We start from the raw sequence: 23,164 nt of genomic DNA on the forward strand, positions 1-23,164 counted from the left end.
ATTGGAAATTACCTGCTTATTCTTCGCTGGTGTGCACTTTGCGGTGCAGGATCGCCTGGAATTCATCGGCGAAGGTGTAGTAACGGCTGATCAGCGTTTCGCTGCGAGCGGCAAAACGGTTGTAAGCGATAACGGCCGGGATGGCTGCGAACAGACCGATCGCGGTGGCAATCAGCGCCTCGGCAATACCTGGAGCCACGGTGGCCAGGGTCGCTTGCTGGGCAGTCGCCAGACCACGGAAGGAGTTCATGATGCCCCAGACCGTACCGAACAGACCGATGTACGGGCTGACGGAACCGACGGTGGCAAGGAACGGCAGGCTCTGCTCGAGCTTTTCTTCTTCGCGGGAAATGGCTACGCGCATGGCACGGGCCACGCCTTCCATGACCGCTTCCGGGTCAACGCCTGGCTGCTGGCGCAGACGGGAGAATTCCTTGAAGCCGGCACGGAAGATCTGCTCTACGCCCGAATCCGGATCAGGGTTGCTGCCGGCCTGACGGTAGAGCTTGGACAGGTCGATGCCCGACCAGAAGCGCTCTTCAAAGCTCTCCAGGGCACGTCGACCCGCGCGCAGCAAGTTGCTGCGCTGAAAGATCATGATCCATGAGGTCACCGATGCGGCTACCAGGATCAGCATTACCAGTTGCACCACGATACTGGCATTGCTGACCAGGCTCCACATGGAGGAATGGTCGACGACGTTAGCTTCCACGCTTTATCTCCTGCTTTGAGTGAGTACCCGCGCCGCTCACGTCGGCAAAGGCCGCACGTAGAGCTTCGGGAATGGCCCGGGGTTTTAAACTTTCAGTGCGCACACAGGCCACCAGAAACTGCCCTTCGCAGAGCAGCACATTATCCGTGGCTCGCCTGACCTGCTGCTTGAAGCGCAGGCTGACACGGTTCAATTCGATTACTTCAGCGCTTACCAGGAGTTCGTCGTCCAGTCGCGCCGGCGCGTGATAACGCGCTTCGCTGGAATGCACGACAAACAACAGGTCCTCTCCTGCCAGCTGGGATTGGGCAAAGCCCAGCTCCCGGAGCCGCTCGGTTCGAGCCCGTTCCATAAACTTGAGGTAATTAACGTAATACACGATGCCGCCCGCATCGGTGTCCTCGTAATAAACGCGACAACGAAGTGCGAAAGGCTCAAGCCCGTTTTGCGCGCGCATACTCTAGTGCTTACTCCTCAGGTTGCCAATCCGGCCAGGCAACTGTTTTTCATTGATTCACGGCTTTCTCGCGAAAGTACGGTCCTAGGACAGCACAATGCCCGAAAATTCTGCCCGCAAATGTTAATTAATCGTCCACGGCATCAAGGAACTCGTCTACCACGGGCATCTCGCCCAATCGTGACGGAATATTTAAACCGAAATGCAGATAGGCATGCCGGGTGACCACCCGCCCCCGCGGTGTGCGCATGATGTAGCCCTGCTGGATCAGGTACGGTTCCAGCACGTCTTCGATGGTGTGACGTTCTTCGCTGATCGCAGCAGCCAGGCTGTCGACGCCGACCGGCCCACCGTCGAACTTCTCGATCATGGTCAGCAGCAGACGTCGGTCCTGGTGGTCGAAGCCACGCTCATCGACATCCAGCAGATTCAAGGCCAGATCGGCAATCGGTTTGGTGATGTGGCCCTGGGCGCGAACTTCAGCGAAATCGCGCACCCGACGCAACAAACGGTTGGCAATCCGCGGCGTTCCACGGGCACGACGGGCGATTTCGAAGGCGCCTTCCGGGTCCAGCGGCAAGCAGAGGATGTTCGCCGAACGACTGACAATCGTCGCCAGATCAGCCGTGCTGTAAAACTCGAGGCGCTGGACGATCCCGAAGCGGTCGCGCAGCGGGTTGGTCAGCATGCCGGCGCGAGTCGTCGCCCCTACCAGCGTAAACGGCGGCAAATCCAGTTTGATCGAACGCGCAGCCGGCCCTTCGCCAATCATGATGTCGAGCTGGAAATCCTCCATGGCCGGGTACAGCACTTCTTCGACAATCGGCGACAGCCGATGGATTTCGTCGATGAACAGCACGTCGTGAGGCTCAAGGTTGGTCAGCAGTGCGGCCAGGTCACCGGGACGCTCAAGGACCGGGCCCGAGGTGCTTTTGATCGACACACCCATTTCCTGGGCGATGATGTTGGCCAGGGTAGTTTTACCCAGGCCTGGCGGGCCGAAGATCAGCGTGTGGTCGAGGGATTCATTACGTCCACGGGCAGCCTGGATGAACAGCTCCATTTGCTCGCGAACGGTCGGCTGACCAATGTATTCGGCCAGACTGACAGGACGAATCGCCCGGTCCTGGACTTCCTCACGGTCGCGAGGGCCAGGCGTGGCGGCTATCAGACGATCAGCTTCAATCACTTAGATCATTCCCTTAAGGGCACGACGAATCATGTCTTCACTGCTCAAACCTTTCTCCTTGATCGCGGAAATCGCCTTGCTGGCTTCCTGCGGCTTGTAGCCCAGGGAGATCAGCGCGCTGACCGCGTCATTTTCGGCGGTAGCAACCGGATGCGGCGCATCTGGCCCGCCCGGCTGATTGGGCACCAACGCGAACATCGCCGGTACGGTTTCCCAGGCTTTGAAGCGATCCTTGAGTTCCACCAGCAGACGCTCGGCCGTCTTCTTGCCCACGCCCGGCACCTTGGTCAGCGCCGAGGTGTCCTGGGATTGCACGCAACGTACCAGTTCGTCGACTTCCAGGCTCGACATCAAGGCCAGCGCCAGTTTCGGCCCCACACCATTGAGACGGATCAACTCGCGAAAAAAGTCTCGCTCACGCTTGCTGGCGAAGCCATAGAGTAACTGCGCGTCTTCGCGTACGACCAAATGGGTGTGCAGCGTCAGCGGTTCACCGACCGACGGCAAGCGATACAGCGTAGTCATGGGCACTTCAAGCTCATACCCCAGACCGTTTACATCCAGAATCAGGTGCGGCGGCTGTTTCTCAGCCAGTGTGCCGCGCAAGCGTCCAATCACGTTTCAGATCCTTGAGCGTTGGCCAGACCGGTGCTGGCGACTGACAGAACAAGGGTTTTGCGCCGACAACACAGGCGCAAAACCCTCATTCCGTAAAAATGACTGCTGATGCTATCAGAGACGCAGGCGCCCGCCACGACTGCGTGCCGTGCCCAAGCCATGTGGCAGAAGGCTGGAACGGGTATGAGCATGGCATATGGCAATCGCCAGGGCGTCCGAAGCATCGATTTGCGGCTTGCTGATCAGTTTCAGCATGTGCATGACCATCATCTGCACCTGCTCTTTATTGGCCGCGCCGGTCCCGGTCACGGCTTGCTTGACCTGGGTCGCGGTGTATTCGGCGATTTCGAGGTTTTCTTCGGCGCCGGCAACGATTGCCGCACCGCGCGCCTGGCCGAGTTTCAACGCAGAGTCGGCGTTACGCGCCATGAACACCTTTTCGATGCCCATGGTCACCGGGCCGTAGGTCTGGATGACTTCTCGCACGCCGCGATAGACGATTTGCAAACGCTCATGCAGCTCGCCCGAGCCGGTGCGAATGCAACCCGACGCGACGTACACGCAGCCACGCCCGGTATCGCGTACCACGCCGTAACCGGTGATGCGCGAACCGGGGTCGATACCAAGAATTAAAGTCATAACGCCTGCGGGTTAGGTAAAAGCACGATATCCAATATACGAATAACAAGTGTGGGAGCGAGCCTGCTCGCGAAAGCGGTTTTATATTCAGCAACGATACTGCCTGAATATCCGCATTCGCGAGCAGGCTCGCTCCCACATTGGATCTTAGTCGCCCTTAACCGAGCTGCGCAGCCACCGATTCGGGGATGTCGGCATTGGAATAGACGTTCTGCACATCATCCAGGTCTTCAAGCATGTCGATCAGCTTGAGGACTTTCTCGGCGCCTTCCAGGTCCAGTTCGGCGCTGGTGGTCGGCAACATGACGATTTCCGCATCATCACCTTTGAAACCCGCCGCTTCCAGCGCGTTGCGCACGGAGTAGAACCCGGCGAACGAGGTGAACACGTCGATGGAACCGTCTTCGTTAGTCACCACGTCATCGGCGTCCGCGTCCATGGCCGCTTCGATCAAGGCATCCTCATCAACGCCCGGCGCGAAGGAAATCTGTCCCTTGCGCTCGAACAGATAGGCCACGGAACCGTCGGTACCCAGGTTACCGCCGCACTTGCTGAACGCATGGCGAACAGCTGCTGCGGTGCGGTTACGGTTGTCGGTCATGCACTCGACCATCACCGCCACGCCACCCGGGCCGTAGCCTTCGTAGCTCAGTTCGACCATGTCGTCGGTATCGGCGGCGCCGGCACCGCGGGCCACCGCCCGATCGATGATGTCGCGGCTCATGTTTGCGCCCAGCGCCTTGTCCAGGGCCAGGCGCAGACGCGGATTGGAGCCCGGATCACCGCCGCCCTGACGGGCCGCAACGGTCAGCTCACGAATCCACTTGGTGAAAATCTTGCCCTTCTTGGCATCCTGACGTTCTTTGCGGTGCTTGATGTTCGCCCACTTGGAATGACCCGCCATAACTCGCTCCGAATTCTCTTTGAAACGTTGCCCGCTGTGCACGATGCGCCAGCCAGCAATACAAAAATCCTGACCTAAAGAAAAGGCGCATCCGGGAAGGATGCGCCTTTGCGGTCAGCCTTACTCAGCTTTTGGCGTTTCGCGCAGACGAATATGAAGCTCGCGCAGCGCCTTGGCATCCACCACGCCCGGCGCTTGCGTCATCACGTCCGCAGCACTCTGGGTTTTCGGGAAGGCAATCACTTCACGGATCGACTGGGCGCCGGTCATCAGCATCACCAGACGGTCCAGGCCGAACGCCAGGCCACCGTGTGGCGGCGCGCCGTATTTCAGGGCGTCGAGCAGGAAGCCGAATTTCTCTTCCTGTTCCGCTTCATTGATACCCAGCAGACGGAACACCGACTGTTGCATTTCCTTGCGATGGATACGGATCGAACCGCCACCCAGCTCAGTACCGTTGAGCACCATGTCGTAGGCACGGGACAAAGCGGTCGCCGGGCTGGCTTCCAGTTCTTCCGGGGTGCACTTCGGTGCGGTGAACGGGTGGTGCAAGGCGCTGAAGCTGCCGTCGTCGTTCTCTTCGAACATCGGGAAGTCAACGACCCACATTGGCGCCCACTTGCAGGTCAGCAGCTCCAGGTCGTGGCCGAGCTTGATCCGCAGCGCGCCCAGGGCCTCGCTGACGATCTTGGCTTTGTCGGCACCGAAGAACACGATGTCGCCATCAACCGCGCCAACGCGATCAAGGATCACATTGAGGTTGGCTTCAGGGATGTTCTTGACGATCGGCGATTGCAGACCCTCGACACCCTTGGCGCGCTCGTTGACCTTGATGTACGCCAGGCCCTTGGCACCGTAGATGCCGACGAACTTGGTGTAGTCGTCGATCTGCTTGCGCGGCATGCTCGCCGCGCCTGGAACGCGCAAGGCGGCAACACGGCATTTCGGATCGTTGGCAGGACCGCTGAAGACTTTGAAGTCGACTTCTTTCAGCTGGTCGGCAACGTCCACCAGCTCCAGCGGGTTACGCAGGTCCGGCTTGTCGGAACCGTAACGACGCATGGCTTCTTCGAAGGTCATGTGCGGGAATTCGCCGAACTCCAGATCCAGCACTTCCTTGAACAGGGTGCGGATCATGCCTTCGGTGAGGCCCATGATGTCTTTTTCATCGAGGAAGCTGGTTTCGATGTCGATCTGGGTGAATTCAGGCTGACGGTCGGCACGCAGGTCTTCGTCGCGGAAGCATTTGGCGATCTGGTAGTAACGGTCGAAGCCGGCGACCATCAGCAATTGCTTGAACAGCTGAGGCGATTGCGGCAGGGCGAAGAACGAACCGGCGTGAGTACGGCTTGGCACCAGGTAGTCACGTGCGCCCTCAGGTGTGGCACGGGTCAGGATCGGCGTCTCGACGTCGAGGAAGCCGTTCTCGTCCAGGTAACGACGGATGCTGGTGGTCATGCGCGAACGCAGACGCAGTTTCTCGGCCATTTCCGGACGACGCAGATCAAGGAAACGATAACGCAGGCGGGTTTCTTCACCGACGTCGGAGAACTCGTTCAGTGGGAACGGCGGGGTTTCCGATTCGTTCAGCACTTCAAGTTCGTAACCCAGGACTTCGATCATGCCCGAGGCCATGTTGGCGTTCGTGGCACCGGCCGGACGCAGGCGCACCTTGCCGGTGATCTTCACGACGTACTCGCTGCGCACGCGATCGGCGGCGGCGAAGCTCTCGGCGCGGTCCGGGTCGAACACCACCTGGGCCAGACCGTCACGATCACGGATATCGAGGAAAATCACCCCACCGTGGTCACGGCGACGGTGAACCCATCCGCAAAGGGTAATTTCCTGGCCTTCCAGGCTTTCGTTCAGTTGGCCGCAATAATGGCTGCGCATCATGGTAGTGGTTTCACTTCTCGTAATTCGAAATTCGGTTGGAGGCCTTGCATTCAGGATGATGCAAGAGCTCGCACGTGTCGTTCAACTCAGGTTCCAGACCCTAGTCGGCTTTGTCGCCGCCGGCCAGATTCTTCTTGGAACCGGTCTTGAAATCGGTTTCGTACCAGCCGGTGCCACTGAGGCGGAAGCCCGGCATGGACAGCATCTTCTTTAGCTCTGGCGCCTGGCAGGCAGGGCAGTCGACCAGCGGTGCTGCGCTGATCTTTTGAATGGCTTCCAACTGATGACCACAGGAAGCACATTGATAGTCGTACATCGGCATGGGGGTTGTCTCGGCGATCAGATTGCTACCGCGCACGCTGGGTTTTGCGGCAAAGAGCGGGATTATATCCATTAAATGCAGCCTGTGCAGCCGTAAGACTGCACAGACCGACACTCGACGCATTGCGCTGCCACGGGTTACGCCATGACGACGCAATTCCCTTCCTTGAGGCTGTGCACCACGCAGACAACCCGCACCAGCCCGCTGAAGTTCTTTACCCCGCCGTGGCGCAAATGCACTTCGCGATCCACGTGGGACAGCAGGGCACTGACCGAGCAGCAATTGATCCTGGCCATTTCCCCCAAAATATCCCAATACACCTGCTCCAGTCGCAAGCAGGTGGCAAAGCCATTCAAACGTATCGACCGGGATAATGGCCGAGCCAGGCCCATGTCGAATTCACTGATAAACGGATCGATCCTTACTTCCTTGAACGGCCCCACCCTTGCGTCGTTTAACCTGCTTTCATAAACCATCCGTTGACACTCCTTTGCCATCCCTGGTTTCGATAAGAGCCATGTTGCGGGTCTTATAAAAGCGCAGGCGCAAAGTTATATCCAGATGACTTTATGACCATCGACGTAGGATAAGCCAACAACTGAAGGCAGATCATGGAGACCGTCCTAGTCGGGACAAAGTCCTACACAATCGGGGGCAAGATCGCTCAACTAACTGCCCCCCAAGACAGGGCGCGAACAACACAGCAATAGCGTGATCCGCGCTCTGGCAGCGTTACTGGTCCAGCAATGAACGCAACATCCACGCGGTTTTCTCGTGAACCTGCATGCGCTGGGTCAGCAAGTCCGCCGTTGGCTCGTCACTGACTTTGTCGAGCAGGGGAAAGATCCCGCGCGCAGTCCGCGTGACAGCTTCCTGCCCTTCGACAAGTTGCTTGATCATGTCTTCCGCAGTGGGCACACCCTCCTCTTCCTTAATGGAAGACAGGCGCGCATAAATCGAATAGGCACCCGGAGCAGGAAAGCCAAGCGCACGAATTCGTTCGGCAATCGAATCGACCGCCAGGGCCAACTCGTTATATTGCTCCTCGAACATCAGATGCAGAGTCCGAAACATGGGACCGGTGACGTTCCAGTGAAAGTTATGGGTTTTCAAATAAAGTACATAAGTGTCCGACAGCAGACGCGAGAGTCCTTCGACGATGGACTTGCGGTCCTCTTCACTGATACCGATATCGATTGCCATGTTTTTCCCCTAAAGGTGATGAATTTCATCCGACAGGTGCAGGACCACTCTAGCAAGCCTGCCGCGCAACCGCAGCCCGGATTGCCCTCCAGGCCTGCGACAAATCGCCCCCGATGCACCGCTGGACTCCCTGATTTGAGTAGCTGCAAGCTTTGCTGTTAAATAGGCAGTGTGTCGCAGGTGCCTATTTTTTCGGGCGCTGCGCATAGGCTGATACCGGGTGCGTGCCCAACGCCTCTTATAGTTCTGAAGCGAACCGCGCCCCATCAGCTCTTCCTTGCGATCCGTCTTAACGTGAGTTAATCAAAATGTTGAAAATCGTCCACCTGCTAATGGGCGCAGCAGCCCTGCTCCTGTCCTTCATCCCTAGCCTGCGTTCCGAGGCTGTTCCTTACCTGCAACAACCCGATGCGCTGTACCTGGCCTTTTTCGGCCTGCTCAACCTCACCCTCGCACCTGTCATCCCATACTGGAACAAAGGTCCGCGTCATCAACTGCAAAACCTGGTCAGCGCCCTGCTGGTTCTGACTGTTGTTCTGCAAACCCTGACGCTGCTCGCGCCGATGCCTGTCATCGCCGGTCAACCTGCCGTTCTGTTCAGCCTGGTGGCTGCCCTGATCGCCGTTCTTCTGCACCTGGCCATCAGCTTCTACAAATCCTCACCGGCCACCGCCTCGCCAAGCTATGACATGAGCAACCGCGATACCGGCACCGTCAAGTGGTTCAACACATCCAAGGGCTTCGGCTTCATTTCCCGTGATTCCGGCGATGATATTTTCGTGCATTTCCGGGCCATCCGTGGCGAAGGCCATCGCGTTCTGGTCGAAGGCCAGCGCGTGGAATTCTCCGTCATGAATCGTGACAAGGGCCTGCAAGCCGAAGACGTGATCGCCGCGCTGCCGCGACGCTGACTCAAGGCTAAAAAAAACCGCGAGCAGCCTGGCTGTTCGCGGTTTTTTATTGCCTTTTGTTCAAACGAAAGAGCCTTGAAACAAAAGCTAGTAATGCGGCGGTGGCGCTTCTTCTTCAAAAGTCTCGAACTGGCCAGCCATTTCCTCCTGCCGCTTAAGCAGGGCGGCCATTTGCAGTTGCAAGCGTTCCACGGCGCGCTGCTGCGTCGCCAGCACATCGCTCAATGCCTGGATGGTGTCATCCTGAAACGCCAGCTGGCTCTCCAGATCGGTAACGCGTTCTTCCAGGCTCATGATTCAACCCTCCAGAAACGTGAAGTCTTCAGTCAACACAAGACGCAGCCGCTCGCGAATGACCGCGATCTGCTCCGCCGTGTACGGTTTGGCCGGGTGTTTGCCCCACACCGGCGCGGGCCAGGCAGCATCCTCGCGCTTGCGCACAATCACATGCATGTGCAACTGACTGACAACGTTACCCAGGGCCGCAACATTCAACTTGTCCGCGTCGAACGAGTCCTTGAGCATTTCCGCCAGCGCGGTCGTTTCCTGCCACAGCTGCCGCTGATCGGCGACATCCAACTGAAATATCTCGCTGATATCGTCGCGACGCGGCACCAGGATGAACCACGGGTAGTTCGAATCATTGGACAACAGCAACCGGCTGAGCGGGAAATCCCCGATCTGTAACGTGTCTTGTTGAAGTCGTGGATCTAAAGCGAACACTGCGCGCACTCCCGGTAGCTCATCATTTTCAGCTTAGCGCCCATCCCGTGAGATGGCGCACCAAGCGACAGGACGGCAGCATACCTGCGAACGTCGCTGGCTTCACGACGTACGACTGCCGAAGCGCAGGCATCGCCGCCGAGAGCGCTCCGACATGAGACATTTTTTGCGCGAGCGCACCATTACAGAACCGTCAGCCACGCAAAAAACACTCAAGTGACCAACAAACCAAGGCCTGTTCACGTTTCACAACAGCCAACACTGTATGAATTCAGGACGACGATTAAAAATTTTTGCACCAAAACCGCACAGTGCGTCTACGCTCTGTGCGTCGGGCATCCGCCAAGTACTCACCGCGGGGTGAACCGGTAACGTTTTTGGTTGTCGCGCAGTCGGCCAGGGAGGTGCAACACCATGCAAACCATGGCGTCAAGCCCCATCAAAAAGTGCTTGTAACCCCCGGTTTTATGAGGTTTTTACGGTAACAGGCAGACGTTCAGAAAAAAAAACAGCGAATTGCTGATTTGTGCACGCTTGTTGCATTCACACTCACATCGCCTTCAAGGCGTCCGCTGGAAGTGGACGTCTTGAAGGCAATAAAAACAGTGGCAGGGTTGCCCGATGGAGATTCACACGTTTCACCAAGGACTCTTTTTACCGATGCTCAAGCCCCGGAAAACAGCGCTGAAGTTGTCATTCCTATTGCATTGGGGCTGTAAATTTGCGACATCTACCAAGCCGTTTGCGACAGGGTCGTAAAGAAGCTGAAAGGTTAGATGCGCAAGTATCGCCAACATGGTCGGCGTGATATAAGTTTGCGCCGACACAAAAAGAAAGAGCCGCCCAGATAATAAAACAGGTGGGACGGCAGTACTCTTCTAAAACCAAAGGAGCAAATCACGATGCGCGTGATGAAGTGGAGCATGATCGCACTGGCAGTTGCAGCAGCAGCCAGTACTCAAGTGGCTATGGCCGCACCTTTCGTAAGTGACCAGGCTGAAGCCAAAGGTTTTGTTGAAGACAGCACGCTGAACTTGCTGGTTCGCAACTACTACTTCAACCGTGACAACAAAGATGGCGGCCGCGACCAGAAAGACTGGACACAAGGTCTTTGGGGCACCTACAACTCCGGTTACACTCAGGGTACTGTAGGCGTTGGCGTTGATGCATTCGGTTACCTGGCCATCAAACTGGATGGCGGCGATGGCACTTCCGGTTCGGGCAACATGAGCCGTAGCGACACTGTCAACGCCAACGGTGGCCGCGACGTTAACGACAGCCAGGGTAAAGCCGGCGCTGCCGTTAAATTCCGCGTTTCCAAAACCGAGCTGAAAGTCGGCGACATGTCGCCAAGCACTGCTCCAGTATTTGCTGTTGGCGGCTCCCGTATCCTTCCGCAAGTTGCCAGCGGTTTCCAACTGCAAAGCAGCGAAGTCAAAGACCTTGACCTCGAAGCCGGTCACTTCTACTCGGGTTCCAGCCAGGACAAAAACGCCCGTGACGGCGGCCTGTATGCAACCTACGCTGGCGTTGAAGCCAACACCATCGACTATTTCGGTGGCAAGTACGGCATTACCGATAACCTTTCCGCATCGCTGTATGGCGCCAAGCTGGAAGACATCTGGAACCAGTACTACGCCAACGTGAACCTCACCACTCCGTTTGGTGGTGACACTTCGCTGAACACCGATTTCAACATCTATCGCACCACCGATACCGGTGACGCGAAAGCTGGCGACATCAGCAACACCGCGTTCTCGCTGGCAACCGCTCTGTCGTTCCTGAAAGCGCACACCATCACCCTGGCCTTCCAAAAGGTTAATGGCGATACCCCGTTCGACTACATCGGTATCGGCAAGAACAACCGCGGCGGCGACTCGATCTTCCTCGCCAACTCCATCCAGTACTCTGACTTCAACGCCCCTGGCGAGAAGTCTGCCCAGATCCGTTACGATCTGAAAATGGCTGAGTACGGCGTTCCTGGTCTGAGCTTCATGACCCGTTACGTTAAAGGTTGGGACATCGACGGCACCAACACTCCAGCTGGCAGCGCTTACGCCGGCCTGTACGGTGAAGATGGCAAGCACAACGAAACCGACTTCGAAGCCAAGTACGTTGTTCAGTCTGGCCCGGCAAAAGATCTTTCCTTCCGTATTCGTCAAGCATGGCACTTCGCTAACGCTGACGAAGGTGAAGGCGATATCAAAGAGTTCCGCCTGATCGTCGACTACCCACTGTCGATCTTGTAATCGCATCCAGTTAGTTTGCGATAACAAAATAAAAGGCCCATCTTCGGATGGGCCTTTTTTGTTGCCTGGTTTTTTGCTTACTGCACCGCAGATTCCTGAACCACTCGAATCACCCGCTGTGGAAACGGGATATCGATGCCAGCCGCTTTCAACCGGTCCCGGGATTGTTCGTTGAACATGAACATCACATCCCAGTAATCCGCCGTCTTCACCCATACGCGCAAGGAAACAGTGATCGAACTGTCGCCCAGGGTAGAAATGACAGCCTGCGGTGCCGGTTCGGCCAGGATGCGCTCATCCTTGGCCAGATCCAGCAACACTTCGCGAGCCTTCTGCAAATCCGCCTCGTAATCAACGCCCACATCAAACACAACCTTGCGGGTCGGCTGGCGGTTAGTGTTGGTGATGATGCCGTTCGACAAGTTGCCGTTAGGCATGATGATGGTTTTGTTATCGCCTGTACGCAGCACTGTGTGGAAGATCTGAATGCTGTCGACTGTACCGGCAACACCCTGAGCTTCGATCCAGTCACCAATACGGAACGGACGGAACAACAGAATCAGTACGCCACCCGCGAAATTCGCCAGGCTGCCCTGCAACGCCAGACCAATGGCCAGGCCCGCCGCACCGATCGCCGCGACGAAGGAGGTGGTCTCCACGCCGATCATCGAGGCTACGCTGACGATCAGCAAAACCTTGAGAATAATGTTCGCCAGACTGCTGATGAACCCTTGCAGCGCCAGGTCGGCGTTTCGCAGCGCGAGCAAACCGCCCAGTTTCTGCGTCACTTTATTGATCAGCCACCAGCCGATGGCCAGGGTGATGATCGCCAGCAGTACGCGGCTGCCGTATTCCATGATCATCGGAATCCAGGCTTGGGACGCCTTGACCAGGTTGTCCACTTCAGCATTCAAATCCATCTACGTTCTCCTGATTTCCGGCTACCCGGCACGCGAAAAATGAGCGGCAGAAAGACCGGCCCCTTGCGGACCCGATCGTTTCTGCCGTTACTTGGGCCTCGGACGCCGAAAACGCCGAGAGGTTCCCGCTTGAACTATCAGTCGCGGAAGTTGTTGAACTGCAGCGGCATGTCGAATGTCTTGGCTCGCAGAGCCGCGATGGCTTCCTGCAAATCGTCACGCTTCTTGCCGGTGATGCGCACCTGCTCGCCCTGAATGGCCGCTTGAACCTTGAGCTTGGCGTCCTTGACGTGAGCGACGATTTTCTTCGCCAGCTCTTTGTCGATGCCTTCCTTGAGGACGGCTTCCTGCTTCATCAGCTTGCCCGACGCGTAGGCATCCTTGACTTCAAGGCACTGCACGTCGATTTTGCGCTTGACCAACGCCAGCTTGAGGATCTCAATCATCGCTTCGAGCTGGAAATCGGCTTCAGCGGTCAGGTTGACGGTCAGGTCCTTTTCCTTGAACTCGAAGGTGCCCTTGCCTTTCAGGTCATAACGACGATCGAGTTCCTTGACGGCGTTTTCGACCGCGTTGGTGACTTCGTGTTTGTCCAGTTCGGATACCACGTCGAACGACGGCATGTAATCTCTCCAATAAAGGGCGCGCTCGATCAAGATCGAGCACGCCTGGCTTGCGGTTAAAATCCGCGCTGATTATAACGGGTCTTTCCCATCATTCACTGCGAGCCTCCGATGCACGCCTTAAACAGAGCAAAAAGCTGATGTCCACCACCTGGCATGTCCTGGGCGCCGGCAGTCTCGGCACCTTATGGGCCACGCGTCTGGCGCGGGCCGGGGTGCCGGTCAGGCTGATTGTGCGGGATGCGGCGCGTTTACAGGCTTATCAGGCGGCGGGCGGCCTGACGCTGGTGGAGCATGGCGAAGCAACCACCTGGGACATACCCGGCGAAACCGCCGACAGCGACGAGCCGATAAACCGCCTGCTGGTGGCCTGCAAAGCCTACGACGCCGAGCAGGCCGTGGCCCGACTGGCGCCGCGCCTGGCGCCCGACGCCGAATTGATTTTGCTCCAGAACGGCCTCGGCAGTCAGGACGCCGTTGCCGCACAGGTTCCGCAGGCACGCTGTATTTATGCTTCGAGCACCGAAGGCGCGTTTCGCGACGGTGACTGGCGTGTGGTGTTCGCGGGTCACGGCTACACCTGGCTGGGGGATGCCGGACATCCGGTGGCGCCGATCTGGCTGGATGATGTCAGCGCAGCAGGCATTCCCCACGAATGGAGCACCGACATTCTCACCCGGCTGTGGCGCAAACTCGCGCTTAACTGTGCGATCAATCCGCTGACCGTGCTGCACGATTGCCGTAACGGCGGCTTGCAAGACCACCACTGCGAAGTCGCCACCCTCTGCGGTGAATTGACCGAAGTGCTTGAACGCTGTGGCCAGCCGGCAGCGGCCGAGGACCTCCAGCAGGAAGTCGAGCGGGTGATTCACGCCACCGCGGCCAATTTCTCCTCGATGTACCAGGACGTCGCGAATCGGCGCCGAACCGAAATCAGCTACCTGCTGGGCTATGTCTGCAAAGTTGCCTCGCGGCATCAGTTGAACCTTCCGCACCTCAACCAGTTGCAACAGCGGCTGATCACCCATCTGCACAGCCTTGGATTGCCCAGCGACTGAGCAGCGGCTACGCTGGCCACTTGTTCCTTTTCTGCGATAAAACTGATGCCATTGCGCCAGCGCCTCGAAAACCTTCCGGTCGGCCAGAAACTACTGGCCGCCCTGCTGGTGCTGTTGACCACCGTTTTACTGGTCGCCAACCTGACCTTCATCAGCGCCGCGTACTACATTTCCCAGGAAAGCATGGCGCCCCAGGCCTTGCAGACCATCGGCCGGCTGGTGTCCAACCCGAGCCTGGTGGCTGATGCGCTGCAATCGCCACAAAATGCCGAACGACTGCTGAATGAGCTCAACAGTTATTCACCGCTGCGCGCGGCAGCCCTGTATGACGGCAAAGGCGAAAGACTGGCGCAGTTGCAGCGCGGCGATCATTTGGGCCTGCCGGAGCGTTACCGCCACATCGAAGCCTGGCAGGCCACCGAATTTCGCAGCAATCAAGTGATCACCCTGCCCCGCCCCGGCACCGCGCCCGGCCACCTGCTGTTGGTCGCCAGCAGCGAACTGCCGATGGCCTTCTACACCGGGACCCTGACCGCCAGCCTCGGGATCCTGATCTTCAGTGTGCTGTTGTGGCTGGTGATCGCCCGGCAGATCAAACGCCTGATTACCCGGCCGATCCATCAACTCGAAGAACTGTCCCGGCAAGTGACCCGGGAAGAGAACTACGCCCTGCGCGCCTCCCGGGGCAATCACGACGAAATCGGCAGCCTGGCCGAGGCCTTCAACACCATGCTCTCGCGAATCGAAGCGCGGGAGCAGCAACTCAAACGCGCGCGTGACGATTCCCAGGCGGCCTACGACCAGGCCCAGGGGCTGGCCGAGGAAACCCGTCACACCAACCGCAAACTGGAACTCGAAGTCCAGGTGCGCAGCAAGATCGAGAAGAAACTTACCGGGTTCCAGAACTACCTCAACAGCATCATCGACTCCATGCCATCGGCGCTGATCGCCCTCGACGAGCAGCTCTACGTAACGCAATGGAATCAGGAGGCCAGCGCCCTCTCCGGCACGCGACTGGACGAGGCGCTGAACCAGCCGATCTTCCTCGCCTTCGAACCGCTCAAGCCGTTTCTGCCACAGCTCAAACAGACCGTCGAGCAACACACCGTGGCAAAGATCGAGCGCGTGACCTGGTTCAAGGATGACGAACCCAAGCATTACGCCCTGACCTTTTACCCGCTGATGGGCGGCGCGGGGCGCGGTGTGGTGATCCGGATCGACGACATCACCCAGCGCCTGTCCCTGGAAGAAATGATGGTTCAGTCGGAAAAAATGCTCTCGGTCGGCGGCCTCGCCGCCGGCATGGCCCACGAGATCAACAACCCGTTGGGTGCGATCCTGCATAACGTGCAGAACATTCGCCGACGCCTGTCCCCCGATCTACCGAAAAACCTCGAGCAAGCCGAGCAAATCGGCATCGAGCTGGACACCGTTAACGAGTACCTGAAAGCACGGGAAGTGCCGCAGTTACTCGACGGTATTCAGCAGGCCGGCGCCCGGGCGGCGAAGATCGTGACCCACATGCTCAGTTTCAGCCGTCGCAGCACCCGGCAAATGGCCCCGTGCGATCTGCCGGCACTGATCGATCAGGCCGTGGAAATTGCTGGCAACGATTTCGACCTGGCGATCGGCTTCGACTTCAAGGGCCAGGCGATCATTCGCCAGTTCGATCCGGCGCTGGGCCCGGTGCCCGGCACCGCCAACGAACTCGAACAAGTGCTGCTCAACCTGCTGAAAAACGCCGCGCAAGCCATTCACCAACGTGAAGATGACCGTGAGCCCGGGCGGATCATCCTGCGTACCAAGCTGAATCCGCCGTGGGCGGAAATCCAGGTCGAAGACAACGGCATCGGCATGAGCGAGAGTGTGCGCAAACGCACCTTCGAGCCGTTTTTCACCACCAAGGAAATCGGTCAGGGCACCGGGCTTGGGCTGTCGGTCTCGTATTTCATCATCACCAACAACCACAAGGGGCAGATGGAAGTGCAATCGACACCGGGCCAGGGCACGTGTTTCACCTTGCGCCTGCCGTTGGCGAGCACCCCGCTCGTCTCTCAAGAATTCAATCAGCTATCGAGGTAACCATGGGCTTTCGCTTGTCGAAGATTTACACCCGCACTGGCGACAAAGGCGAAACCGGATTGGGCGACGGCCGCCGCGTGACCAAGGACCATCCCCGGATCGAGGCCATTGGTGAAGTCGATACGCTGAACAGTCAGGTAGGCGTGCTGTTGGCCGGGCTGGAAGCGCAACGTGGCCAGTTTCCAGGATTGAACGAAGTGATCGAGGTGTTGGCGCCTTGTCAGCATCGGCTGTTCGATCTCGGTGGAGAGCTGGCGATGCCGGTGTATCAGGCACTGAACGCGGCAGAAATTGAACGCCTGGAAGCGGCGATCGATGTGTGGAATGAAGAGCTGGGACCGCTGGAGAATTTCATTCTGCCGGGCGGTTCGGCGCTGATTGCCCAGGCCCATGTGTGCCGGAGCCTGGCGCGGAGTGCCGAGCGCAGGTGTCAGCATTTGAATGCGATTGAACCGTTGGCCGGGGTTGGGTTGGCATACATCAATCGACTGTCGGACTTGTTGTTTGTGGCGGCGCGGTTGATTGCCAAGCGCCAGGGGATTGCAGAGATTCTTTGGCAGGCGGCGGCGAAACCTCAGGTTTGACCGGCGCCTGTCTGGGCCACATCGCCAGCAGGCTGGCTCCCACGGGAGACTGCGTTTATCTGTGGGAGCCAGCCTGCTGGCGATGAGGTCATCCGCTTCAACGCAAAATCATGCGTCAGGCCAGAACGCTCGAATCCCCGCGACACCTTGGGCGCCCGCCTCCCAAGCCTTTTGTTGCTCAGCTGGCCCAACACCACCCAGCAAGAACACCGGTTTGCTGAAGCCTTCGATCAGGATCGACGCCTGCTCCCAACCCAACGGCTGAGCCCCCGGGTGAGTCAGGGTCGGCTCTACAGGTGACAGCGTCACGAAGTCCACGCCCATCTGCTCGGCCAATGCCAACTCTTCAGGGTTATGGCAGGACGCCGCCAACCAGCGCGACGCCGGCAACGGACGACCTGCCGCCGCGTATTTGCGCAGTTGTGCCGAGGTGATGTGCCAACCGGCGGACGGAAAATCGCCCAGCCACTCGAACGGCCCCTTGATCATCAACTGTGCCTTGCCGGCACACAGCCCCGCCGCATCCACCGCCAGATCGCGGTATTTCGGGTCGTAGCCGTTGGGCGCCCGCAGCTGGATCAGCTTGATCCCGCCGGCGATGGCTTTCTGGATACCGCGCAGCAGCGCCGGGGTTTCCAGGTCTTCAGGCGTGATCAGGTACTGCGCAGGCAAGCGTGCGGCCGCAACGATCGGCTGGTTGGCCGCCGGGAATTCGTAATTCAACAGATCACGGGGCGCAACCCATTCCAAAGGCTGGCCTTCGGCACCGTGGGGTTCACCGGTGAAATTCGAGACTTCCCAGACATCGAGCAACACTTGCTTGTCCGGGTAGTCATGGCGGACCTTGATCAACGGACGCGCCGCGCTGACCACAATGCCCAACTCTTCGTGAAGCTCGCGGGCCAGGGCGGTTTCGACGGATTCGTCGGCCTCGACCTTGCCACCGGGAAACTCCCACAAACCGCCTTGGTGCTGTGTGTCGGCACGGCGGGCGATGAGGATCTTGCCGCTGTTATCGCGGATGACGGCGGCCGCTACGTGTACTCGTTTCACTGCCCGATCTCCTCCAGACCTGCCTTTTGCCACGCCTTGAAGGCTGGCCATTGGTAGATCGTTTCGACGTAGGCCTCATCCGCCGCCGGCAATTTCACCTGATAGGTGCGCAGGCGTACGGCAATGGGGGCAAAGAAGGCATCGGCGAGTGTCGCGCGGCCAAACAGGAACGGACCGGTTTCGGTCGCGGCTGCGCGGCATTCAGCCCACAAGGCCAGCATGCGTTCGATGTCCGCCTGGACGTCGGCCGGGGCCGGCGACAACGGTGCGTCGCGACTCAGGTCGAACGGCATGTTGCCGCGCATGGCGAAGAACCCTGCGTGCATCTGCGCGCACGCCGAACGCGCCTGGGCGCGGGCGGCGACATCTTTGGGCCAGAGGCCAGCATCCGGGAATTGTTCGGCCAGGTACTCGGCAATCGCCAGGGAATCAGCAATGGTGCCGTGTGCAGTTTTCAGCAGCGGGACTTTACCGGTGGGCGAATGCTTGAGCAGACGTTCACGGGTGTCCGGCTGGTTCAGCTTGATGAGCTCTTCGGTGTACGGAGCGCCGGCCAGATCGAGGGCCAGGGCGCCGCGCAGGGACCAGGAGGAAAGCAGTTTGTCGCCGATGATCAGGTGGAGGCTCATGTTCGGGACCTTTTGATGAGGGGTACAGACCAGCCTCTTGAGTGTCTGGTCTGTCGTCATCGCGGGCAATCCCGCTCCCACAGGATTTGCGCTAACCCTGAGGGAGCAGGCTTGCCCGCGAAGGGGTCGACTCGGTATTAAGTACGGTACTCGGCGTTGATCTTCACGTATTCGTGGGACAGGTCGGTGGTCCAGATGGTTTCGCTGCAATCGCCGCGACCCAGCTCTATACGGATGGTGATCTCTTCCTGCTGCATCACCGCTGCGCCCTGGGCTTCGGTGTAGGTCGATGCGCGGGCGCCACGGCTGGCGATGCACACGTCGCCGAGGAACACGTCGATCTTGCTCACGTCCAGGTTCGGTACGCCGGCACGACCAACGGCAGCCAGAATGCGCCCCCAGTTCGGGTCGGATGCGAACAGCGCGGTCTTGATCAGCGGCGAGTGCGCCACGGTGTAACCGACGTCCAGGCATTCCTGGTGATTGCCGCCGCCGTTGACTTCAACGGTGACGAACTTGGTCGCGCCTTCGCCGTCGCGAACGATGGCCTGGGCCACGTCCATGCACACTTCGAACACGGCCTGTTTCAGCTTGGCGAACAACTCACCGCTTGCGGAGGTGATTTCCGGCAAGGCCGCCTGACCAGTGGCGATCAACATGCAGCAGTCGTTGGTCGAGGTGTCGCCGTCGATGGTGATGCGGTTGAACGACTTGTTGGCGCCGTCCAGCAACAGGTTTTGCAATACGTCGCGGGAGACTTTGGCGTCGGTGGCGATGTAGCCGAGCATGGTGGCCATGTTCGGACGGATCATCCCCGCACCTTTGCTGATGCCGGTGACGGTGATGGTCACGCCGTCATGCTGGAACTGGCGGCTGGCACCCTTCGGCAGGGTGTCGGTGGTCATGATGCCGGTGGCGGCAGCTTCCCAGTTGTTCACCGACAGATCGTCGAGCGCGGCTTGCAACGCGCCTTCGATCTTCTCGACCGGCAGCGGCTCGCCGATCACGCCGGTGGAATACGGCAGCACCAGGCTGGCGTCGACGCCGGTCAATTCAGCCAGTTTGGCGCAGGTGCGTTCGGCGGCAGCCAGGCCAGGTTCGCCAGTGCCGGCGTTGGCATTGCCGGTGTTGGTCAGCAGGTAACGTACCGGACCTTGCACGCGCTGCTTGGCCAGGATCACCGGCGCTGCGCAAAAGGCGTTCAGGGTGAACACGCCTGCGACGGTGGAACCTTCGGCGCAGCGCATGACCACGACATCCTTGCGCCCGGGGCGCTTGATGCCGGCCGAGGCGATACCGAGTTCAAAACCGGCAACCGGGTGCAACGTTGGCAAAGGACCAAGACCAACAGCCATGAATGCGCTCCTTAATAAATGATGTCAGCACCGCTTTCAGGAAGAACGGTGGTGTAAATGGCAAAACGCCGCGACGGCTGATGCCGGTCGCGGCGCGGGTATTTCAGCGTATGAAACGGGTTTTACTGGATCTGCCCGTGGCAATGCTTGAATTTCTTGCCCGAACCGCAGTAGCACAGCTCGTTACGGCCCAGCTTCTGTTCGTTGCGAACCGGTGCGGTGGCGAGGGCTACATCGACCTCTTCACCGAGCAGGTCCGGCTGCTCGAGACCCGGTGCTTCGTCGTGCTGGAACTGCATGCGCGCCGCCAGTGCTTCGGCTTCCTGACGCAGGCGTTGCTCTTCTTCGATCGGGTCTTCGCGGCGAACCTGGACGTGCGACAGCACACGGATCGAATCGCGCTTGATCGAATCCAGCAGCTCGGAGAACAGCGTGAACGACTCGCGCTTGTACTCTTGCTTCGGGTTCTTCTGAGCGTAGCCACGCAAGTGGATGCCATGACGCAGGTGGTCCATGGTCGACAGGTGATCTTTCCACAAGTCGTCCAGCACGCGCAGAACGATTTGCTTCTCGAAGGTGCGCAGCGCATCGGCGCCGGCCTGGTCTTCTTTCTCGTTGTACGCCGCAATCAGCTCTTGCATCAGCTTCTCGCGCAGGGTTTCTTCGTACAGGTGATCGTCTTCGTCGAGCCATTGCTGGATCGGCAGCGAAACACCGAAGTCGCTCTGCAATGCCGCTTCCAGACCGGCCACGTCCCACTGCTCGGGCAGCGATTGCGGTGGAATGTGTGCACTGACAGTCGCGTTGAGTACGTCCTGACGGAAGTCGGCGATGGTTTCACCGATGTTGTCGGCGGCCAGCAACGTGTTACGCATGTGATAGATCACTTTACGCTGTTCGTTGTTGACGTCATCGAACTCGAGCAGTTGCTTGCGGATGTCGAAGTTGCGGCCTTCAACCTTGCGCTGGGCCTTCTCGATGGCGTTGGTCACCATGCGGTGCTCGATCGCTTCACCGGACTGCATGCCCAATGCTTTCATGAAGTTCTTCACCCGGTCAGAGGCGAAGATGCGCATCAGGCTGTCTTCCAGCGACAGGTAGAAACGGCTGGAACCGGCGTCACCCTGACGACCGGCACGACCACGCAGCTGGTTGTCGATACGGCGCGATTCGTGACGTTCGGACGCAATCACCTGCAAACCGCCCGACTCGAGCACTTGCTGGTGACGTTTCTGCCAGTCGGCCTTGATCTGGGCAATCTGCTCCGGCGTCGGGTCTTCGAGAGACGCGACTTCCACTTCCCAGTTACCGCCCAACAGGATGTCGGTACCACGACCGGCCATGTTGGTGGCGATGGTCAGTGCGCCTGGGCGACCGGCCTGGGCAATGATCTCGGCTTCTTTTTCGTGGAACTTGGCGTTCAGGACCTTGTGTTCGATACCTTCTTTCTGCAGCAGCGCAGACATGTGCTCGGACGTTTCGATGGTCGCAGTACCCACCAGCACCGGACGGCCCTGGGTCATGCATTCCTTGATGTCGTTGATGATCGCCGCGTATTTCTCGTCGGCGGTCAGGAACACCAGGTCGTTGTAGTCTTTACGCGCCAAAGGCTTGTTCGGCGGGATGACCATGACCTGCAGGCCGTAGATCTGGTGGAATTCGAACGCTTCGGTGTCCGCGGTACCGGTCATGCCGGACAGCTTGTTGTACAGACGGAAGTAGTTCTGGAACGTGGTCGACGCCAGTGTCTGGCTTTCGGCCTGGATGTTCAGGTTTTCCTTGGCTTCGATGGCCTGGTGCAGGCCTTCGGACAAACGACGACCCGGCATGGTACGACCGGTGTGTTCGTCGACCAGGACGACCTGACCGTCCTGCACGATGTATTCGACGTTGCGGTTGAACAGCTTGTGAGCGCGCAGGCCGGCATAAACGTGGGTCAGCAGGCCCAGGTTGTGCGCCGAATACAGGCTCTCGCCTTCAGCCAGCAGGCCGACACGGGTCAGCATGTCTTCGATGAACTGGTGACCGGCTTCGTTGAGTTCGACCTGACGGGTCTTTTCGTCAACGGTGTAGTGGCCGGCCTTGGTGACTTCGCCTTCGACCTCTTCGACATGCAATTCAAGCTGCGGGATCAGTTTGTTGATCTCGATGTACAACTTGGAGCTGTCCTCGGCCTGACCGGAAATGATCAGCGGGGTACGGGCTTCGTCGATGAGGATGGAGTCGACTTCGTCGATCACGGCAAAGTTGAGTTCGCGCTGGAATTTTTCTTCCATGCTGAACGCCATGTTGTCGCGCAGGTAGTCGAAACCGAATTCGTTGTTGGTGCCGTAGGTAATGTCGGCGGCGTAGGCCTGACGTTTCTCTTCCGGCGGCTGGAATGGCGTGACCACACCGACCGTCATGCCGAGGAATTCGTAGAGCGGACGCATCCAGTTGGCGTCACGGCGGGCCAGGTAGTCGTTCACGGTCACAACGTGCACGCCCTTGCCGGACAGCGCGTTGAGGTAAACGCCCAGTGTGGCCACCAGGGTCTTGCCTTCACCGGTACGCATTTCCGCGATCATGCCTTCATGCAAGGTCATGCCGCCGATCAGCTGGACATCGAAGTGGCGCATACCCATGACGCGCTTGCCGGCTTCGCGGGCGACCGCAAAGGCTTCTGGCAGCAGCTTGTCGAGGGTTTCCCCTTTGGCGATGCGGGCCTTGAACTCATCTGTCTTGGCACGCAATTGATCGTCCGAAAGGGCCACCATTTGCTCTTCGAAGGCATTGACGAGTTGCACCGTCTTGAGCATGCGTTTGACTTCACGCTCGTTCTTGCTTCCAAAAAGTTTCTTTAACAAAGGCGCAAACATATCGGCAGGATCTTCCACACTAAAGGGATGGAGGGCGGCCCCGTGAGTCGCCCGTGCAGCCCTCATGGCCGCATGCGAACGAGCATTCTACCCGGAAACGATGGTGAGGAAAGTGGCGTTGTTCCACGATGCATGCACTGCGCTGTAACGGGGCTCACTTAAAATAAGGGCGTTTTGCT

The 23,164-nt window shown here is 58.8% G+C and carries 23 protein-coding genes; 5 read left to right on the forward strand and 18 right to left on the reverse strand.

Annotation, left to right across the window (positions count from 1 at the left end; translation table 11 throughout):
- Window positions 1–16 precede the first annotated feature (16 nt).
- The 10 genes from tolQ to ACM1ZW_RS02335 form a co-directional block, all read right to left on the reverse strand.
- Complete coding sequence (gene tolQ / locus ACM1ZW_RS02290) at window positions 17–712, reverse strand: protein TolQ (protein WP_017340467.1); 696 nt, start codon at window positions 710–712, stop codon at window positions 17–19.
- The gene (gene ybgC, locus ACM1ZW_RS02295) at window positions 702–1,169 is read right to left on the reverse strand and encodes a tol-pal system-associated acyl-CoA thioesterase (protein WP_017340468.1); all 468 of its coding nucleotides are present in this window, start codon (window positions 1,167–1,169) and stop codon (window positions 702–704) included. The genes tolQ and ybgC overlap by 11 nt, the downstream gene beginning before the upstream one ends.
- Window positions 1,170–1,296: 127 nt before the next feature.
- Window positions 1,297–2,358 carry a Holliday junction branch migration DNA helicase RuvB gene (ruvB, locus tag ACM1ZW_RS02300; protein ID WP_416740102.1) on the reverse strand — a complete coding sequence of 354 codons (1,062 nt, stop codon included), beginning with the start codon at window positions 2,356–2,358 and terminating at the stop codon, window positions 1,297–1,299.
- Complete coding sequence (gene ruvA, locus ACM1ZW_RS02305; protein WP_017340470.1) at window positions 2,359–2,976, reverse strand: Holliday junction branch migration protein RuvA; 618 nt, start codon at window positions 2,974–2,976, stop codon at window positions 2,359–2,361. It abuts the gene before it with no gap.
- A gap of 114 nt (window positions 2,977–3,090) precedes the next feature.
- The gene (gene ruvC, locus ACM1ZW_RS02310; RefSeq protein ID WP_017340471.1) at window positions 3,091–3,615 is read right to left on the reverse strand and encodes a crossover junction endodeoxyribonuclease RuvC; all 525 of its coding nucleotides are present in this window, start codon (window positions 3,613–3,615) and stop codon (window positions 3,091–3,093) included.
- A 157-nt stretch (window positions 3,616–3,772) separates the two neighbouring features.
- Window positions 3,773–4,519, reverse strand: coding sequence for a YebC/PmpR family DNA-binding transcriptional regulator (locus tag ACM1ZW_RS02315; RefSeq protein WP_017340472.1), 747 nt, complete (start codon window positions 4,517–4,519; stop codon window positions 3,773–3,775).
- Between the two features lie 120 nt (window positions 4,520–4,639).
- Window positions 4,640–6,415 carry an aspartate--tRNA ligase gene (gene aspS / locus ACM1ZW_RS02320; RefSeq protein ID WP_017340473.1) on the reverse strand — a complete coding sequence of 592 codons (1,776 nt, stop codon included), beginning with the start codon at window positions 6,413–6,415 and terminating at the stop codon, window positions 4,640–4,642.
- A gap of 100 nt (window positions 6,416–6,515) precedes the next feature.
- Window positions 6,516–6,737: an FmdB family zinc ribbon protein gene (locus ACM1ZW_RS02325; RefSeq protein WP_010457489.1), complete on the reverse strand. Its 222-nt coding sequence runs from the start codon at window positions 6,735–6,737 to the stop codon at window positions 6,516–6,518.
- 137 nt (window positions 6,738–6,874) lie between these two features.
- Window positions 6,875–7,213, reverse strand: coding sequence for a ribbon-helix-helix domain-containing protein (locus ACM1ZW_RS02330; RefSeq protein ID WP_017340474.1), 339 nt, complete (start codon window positions 7,211–7,213; stop codon window positions 6,875–6,877).
- Window positions 7,214–7,469: 256 nt separating this feature from the next.
- Complete coding sequence (locus ACM1ZW_RS02335) at window positions 7,470–7,940, reverse strand: Dps family protein (RefSeq protein ID WP_017340475.1); 471 nt, start codon at window positions 7,938–7,940, stop codon at window positions 7,470–7,472.
- 308 nt (window positions 7,941–8,248) lie between these two features.
- On the opposite strand from ACM1ZW_RS02335, the gene ACM1ZW_RS02340 reads away from it, so the two are divergent.
- Window positions 8,249–8,851: a cold-shock protein gene (locus ACM1ZW_RS02340; protein WP_017340476.1), complete on the forward strand. Its 603-nt coding sequence runs from the start codon at window positions 8,249–8,251 to the stop codon at window positions 8,849–8,851.
- An 87-nt stretch (window positions 8,852–8,938) separates the two neighbouring features.
- On the opposite strand, the gene ACM1ZW_RS02345 is transcribed toward ACM1ZW_RS02340, so the two are convergent.
- Both ACM1ZW_RS02345 and ACM1ZW_RS02350 read right to left on the reverse strand, forming a co-directional pair.
- The gene (locus ACM1ZW_RS02345) at window positions 8,939–9,145 is read right to left on the reverse strand and encodes a SlyX family protein (protein ID WP_008029236.1); all 207 of its coding nucleotides are present in this window, start codon (window positions 9,143–9,145) and stop codon (window positions 8,939–8,941) included.
- Window positions 9,146–9,148: 3 nt separating this feature from the next.
- Window positions 9,149–9,574, reverse strand: a complete 426-nt coding sequence (locus tag ACM1ZW_RS02350; protein ID WP_017340477.1) for an HIT domain-containing protein — start codon at window positions 9,572–9,574, stop codon at window positions 9,149–9,151.
- Between the two features lie 902 nt (window positions 9,575–10,476).
- Between ACM1ZW_RS02350 and ACM1ZW_RS02355 the strand changes: the two genes are divergently transcribed.
- Window positions 10,477–11,823, forward strand: a complete 1,347-nt coding sequence (locus ACM1ZW_RS02355; RefSeq protein ID WP_416740103.1) for an OprD family porin — start codon at window positions 10,477–10,479, stop codon at window positions 11,821–11,823.
- 77 nt (window positions 11,824–11,900) lie between these two features.
- Here the strand turns inward: ACM1ZW_RS02355 and ACM1ZW_RS02360 are convergent, their stop codons facing one another.
- Complete coding sequence (locus ACM1ZW_RS02360; RefSeq protein WP_416740104.1) at window positions 11,901–12,743, reverse strand: mechanosensitive ion channel family protein; 843 nt, start codon at window positions 12,741–12,743, stop codon at window positions 11,901–11,903.
- 137 nt (window positions 12,744–12,880) lie between these two features.
- Window positions 12,881–13,366: a YajQ family cyclic di-GMP-binding protein gene (locus ACM1ZW_RS02365; RefSeq protein ID WP_007906601.1), complete on the reverse strand. Its 486-nt coding sequence runs from the start codon at window positions 13,364–13,366 to the stop codon at window positions 12,881–12,883.
- Window positions 13,367–13,506: 140 nt separating this feature from the next.
- Between ACM1ZW_RS02365 and ACM1ZW_RS02370 the strand changes: the two genes are divergently transcribed.
- From ACM1ZW_RS02370 to ACM1ZW_RS02380, 3 genes are read left to right on the forward strand one after another with little or no spacing between them, the layout of a single operon-like run.
- Window positions 13,507–14,424, forward strand: coding sequence for a putative 2-dehydropantoate 2-reductase (locus ACM1ZW_RS02370; protein WP_017340480.1), 918 nt, complete (start codon window positions 13,507–13,509; stop codon window positions 14,422–14,424).
- Window positions 14,425–14,469: 45 nt separating this feature from the next.
- Window positions 14,470–16,506, forward strand: coding sequence for an ATP-binding protein (locus tag ACM1ZW_RS02375; RefSeq protein ID WP_414877868.1), 2,037 nt, complete (start codon window positions 14,470–14,472; stop codon window positions 16,504–16,506).
- 2 nt (window positions 16,507–16,508) lie between these two features.
- Window positions 16,509–17,090, forward strand: a complete 582-nt coding sequence (locus ACM1ZW_RS02380) for a cob(I)yrinic acid a,c-diamide adenosyltransferase (protein WP_017340482.1) — start codon at window positions 16,509–16,511, stop codon at window positions 17,088–17,090.
- 108 nt (window positions 17,091–17,198) lie between these two features.
- Here the strand turns inward: ACM1ZW_RS02380 and ACM1ZW_RS02385 are convergent, their stop codons facing one another.
- From ACM1ZW_RS02385 to secA, 4 genes are all read right to left on the reverse strand, one after another.
- Window positions 17,199–18,143, reverse strand: a complete 945-nt coding sequence (locus ACM1ZW_RS02385; RefSeq protein WP_416740105.1) for a Nudix family hydrolase — start codon at window positions 18,141–18,143, stop codon at window positions 17,199–17,201.
- Window positions 18,140–18,772 carry a glutathione S-transferase family protein gene (locus tag ACM1ZW_RS02390; RefSeq protein ID WP_416740106.1) on the reverse strand — a complete coding sequence of 211 codons (633 nt, stop codon included), beginning with the start codon at window positions 18,770–18,772 and terminating at the stop codon, window positions 18,140–18,142. The genes ACM1ZW_RS02385 and ACM1ZW_RS02390 overlap by 4 nt, the downstream gene beginning before the upstream one ends.
- 137 nt (window positions 18,773–18,909) lie before the next feature.
- On the reverse strand, window positions 18,910–20,127 hold the full coding sequence (argJ, locus tag ACM1ZW_RS02395) for a bifunctional glutamate N-acetyltransferase/amino-acid acetyltransferase ArgJ (protein WP_017340485.1): 1,218 nt from the start codon (window positions 20,125–20,127) through the stop codon (window positions 18,910–18,912).
- 122 nt (window positions 20,128–20,249) lie between these two features.
- Window positions 20,250–22,985: a preprotein translocase subunit SecA gene (secA, locus tag ACM1ZW_RS02400; RefSeq protein WP_031319088.1), complete on the reverse strand. Its 2,736-nt coding sequence runs from the start codon at window positions 22,983–22,985 to the stop codon at window positions 20,250–20,252.
- Window positions 22,986–23,164 lie beyond the last annotated feature (179 nt).

Source organism: Pseudomonas sp. NFX71 (assembly GCF_048079215.1).
GTDB lineage: Bacteria > Pseudomonadota > Gammaproteobacteria > Pseudomonadales > Pseudomonadaceae > Aquipseudomonas > Aquipseudomonas fluorescens_B.

Coding starts and splice junctions, on each gene's coding strand:
- aspS (WP_017340473.1), bottom strand. CDS start 6,415: ATGATGCGCAGCCATTATTGCGGCCAACTGAACGAAAGCCTGGAAGGC.
- ACM1ZW_RS02390 (WP_416740106.1), bottom strand. CDS start 18,772: ATGAGCCTCCACCTGATCATCGGCGACAAACTGCTTTCCTCCTGGTCC.
- ybgC (WP_017340468.1), bottom strand. CDS start 1,169: ATGCGCGCGCAAAACGGGCTTGAGCCTTTCGCACTTCGTTGTCGCGTT.
- ACM1ZW_RS02335 (WP_017340475.1), bottom strand. CDS start 7,940: ATGGCAATCGATATCGGTATCAGTGAAGAGGACCGCAAGTCCATCGTC.
- ACM1ZW_RS02340 (WP_017340476.1), top strand. CDS start 8,249: ATGTTGAAAATCGTCCACCTGCTAATGGGCGCAGCAGCCCTGCTCCTG.
- ACM1ZW_RS02355 (WP_416740103.1), top strand. CDS start 10,477: ATGCGCGTGATGAAGTGGAGCATGATCGCACTGGCAGTTGCAGCAGCA.
- secA (WP_031319088.1), bottom strand. CDS start 22,985: ATGTTTGCGCCTTTGTTAAAGAAACTTTTTGGAAGCAAGAACGAGCGT.
- ACM1ZW_RS02345 (WP_008029236.1), bottom strand. CDS start 9,145: ATGAGCCTGGAAGAACGCGTTACCGATCTGGAGAGCCAGCTGGCGTTT.
- ACM1ZW_RS02380 (WP_017340482.1), top strand. CDS start 16,509: ATGGGCTTTCGCTTGTCGAAGATTTACACCCGCACTGGCGACAAAGGC.
- ACM1ZW_RS02325 (WP_010457489.1), bottom strand. CDS start 6,737: ATGCCGATGTACGACTATCAATGTGCTTCCTGTGGTCATCAGTTGGAA.
- ACM1ZW_RS02360 (WP_416740104.1), bottom strand. CDS start 12,743: ATGGATTTGAATGCTGAAGTGGACAACCTGGTCAAGGCGTCCCAAGCC.
- argJ (WP_017340485.1), bottom strand. CDS start 20,127: ATGGCTGTTGGTCTTGGTCCTTTGCCAACGTTGCACCCGGTTGCCGGT.
- ACM1ZW_RS02315 (WP_017340472.1), bottom strand. CDS start 4,519: ATGGCGGGTCATTCCAAGTGGGCGAACATCAAGCACCGCAAAGAACGT.
- ACM1ZW_RS02375 (WP_414877868.1), top strand. CDS start 14,470: ATGCCATTGCGCCAGCGCCTCGAAAACCTTCCGGTCGGCCAGAAACTA.
- ACM1ZW_RS02365 (WP_007906601.1), bottom strand. CDS start 13,366: ATGCCGTCGTTCGACGTGGTATCCGAACTGGACAAACACGAAGTCACC.
- ACM1ZW_RS02370 (WP_017340480.1), top strand. CDS start 13,507: ATGTCCACCACCTGGCATGTCCTGGGCGCCGGCAGTCTCGGCACCTTA.
- ruvC (WP_017340471.1), bottom strand. CDS start 3,615: ATGACTTTAATTCTTGGTATCGACCCCGGTTCGCGCATCACCGGTTAC.
- ACM1ZW_RS02330 (WP_017340474.1), bottom strand. CDS start 7,213: ATGGTTTATGAAAGCAGGTTAAACGACGCAAGGGTGGGGCCGTTCAAG.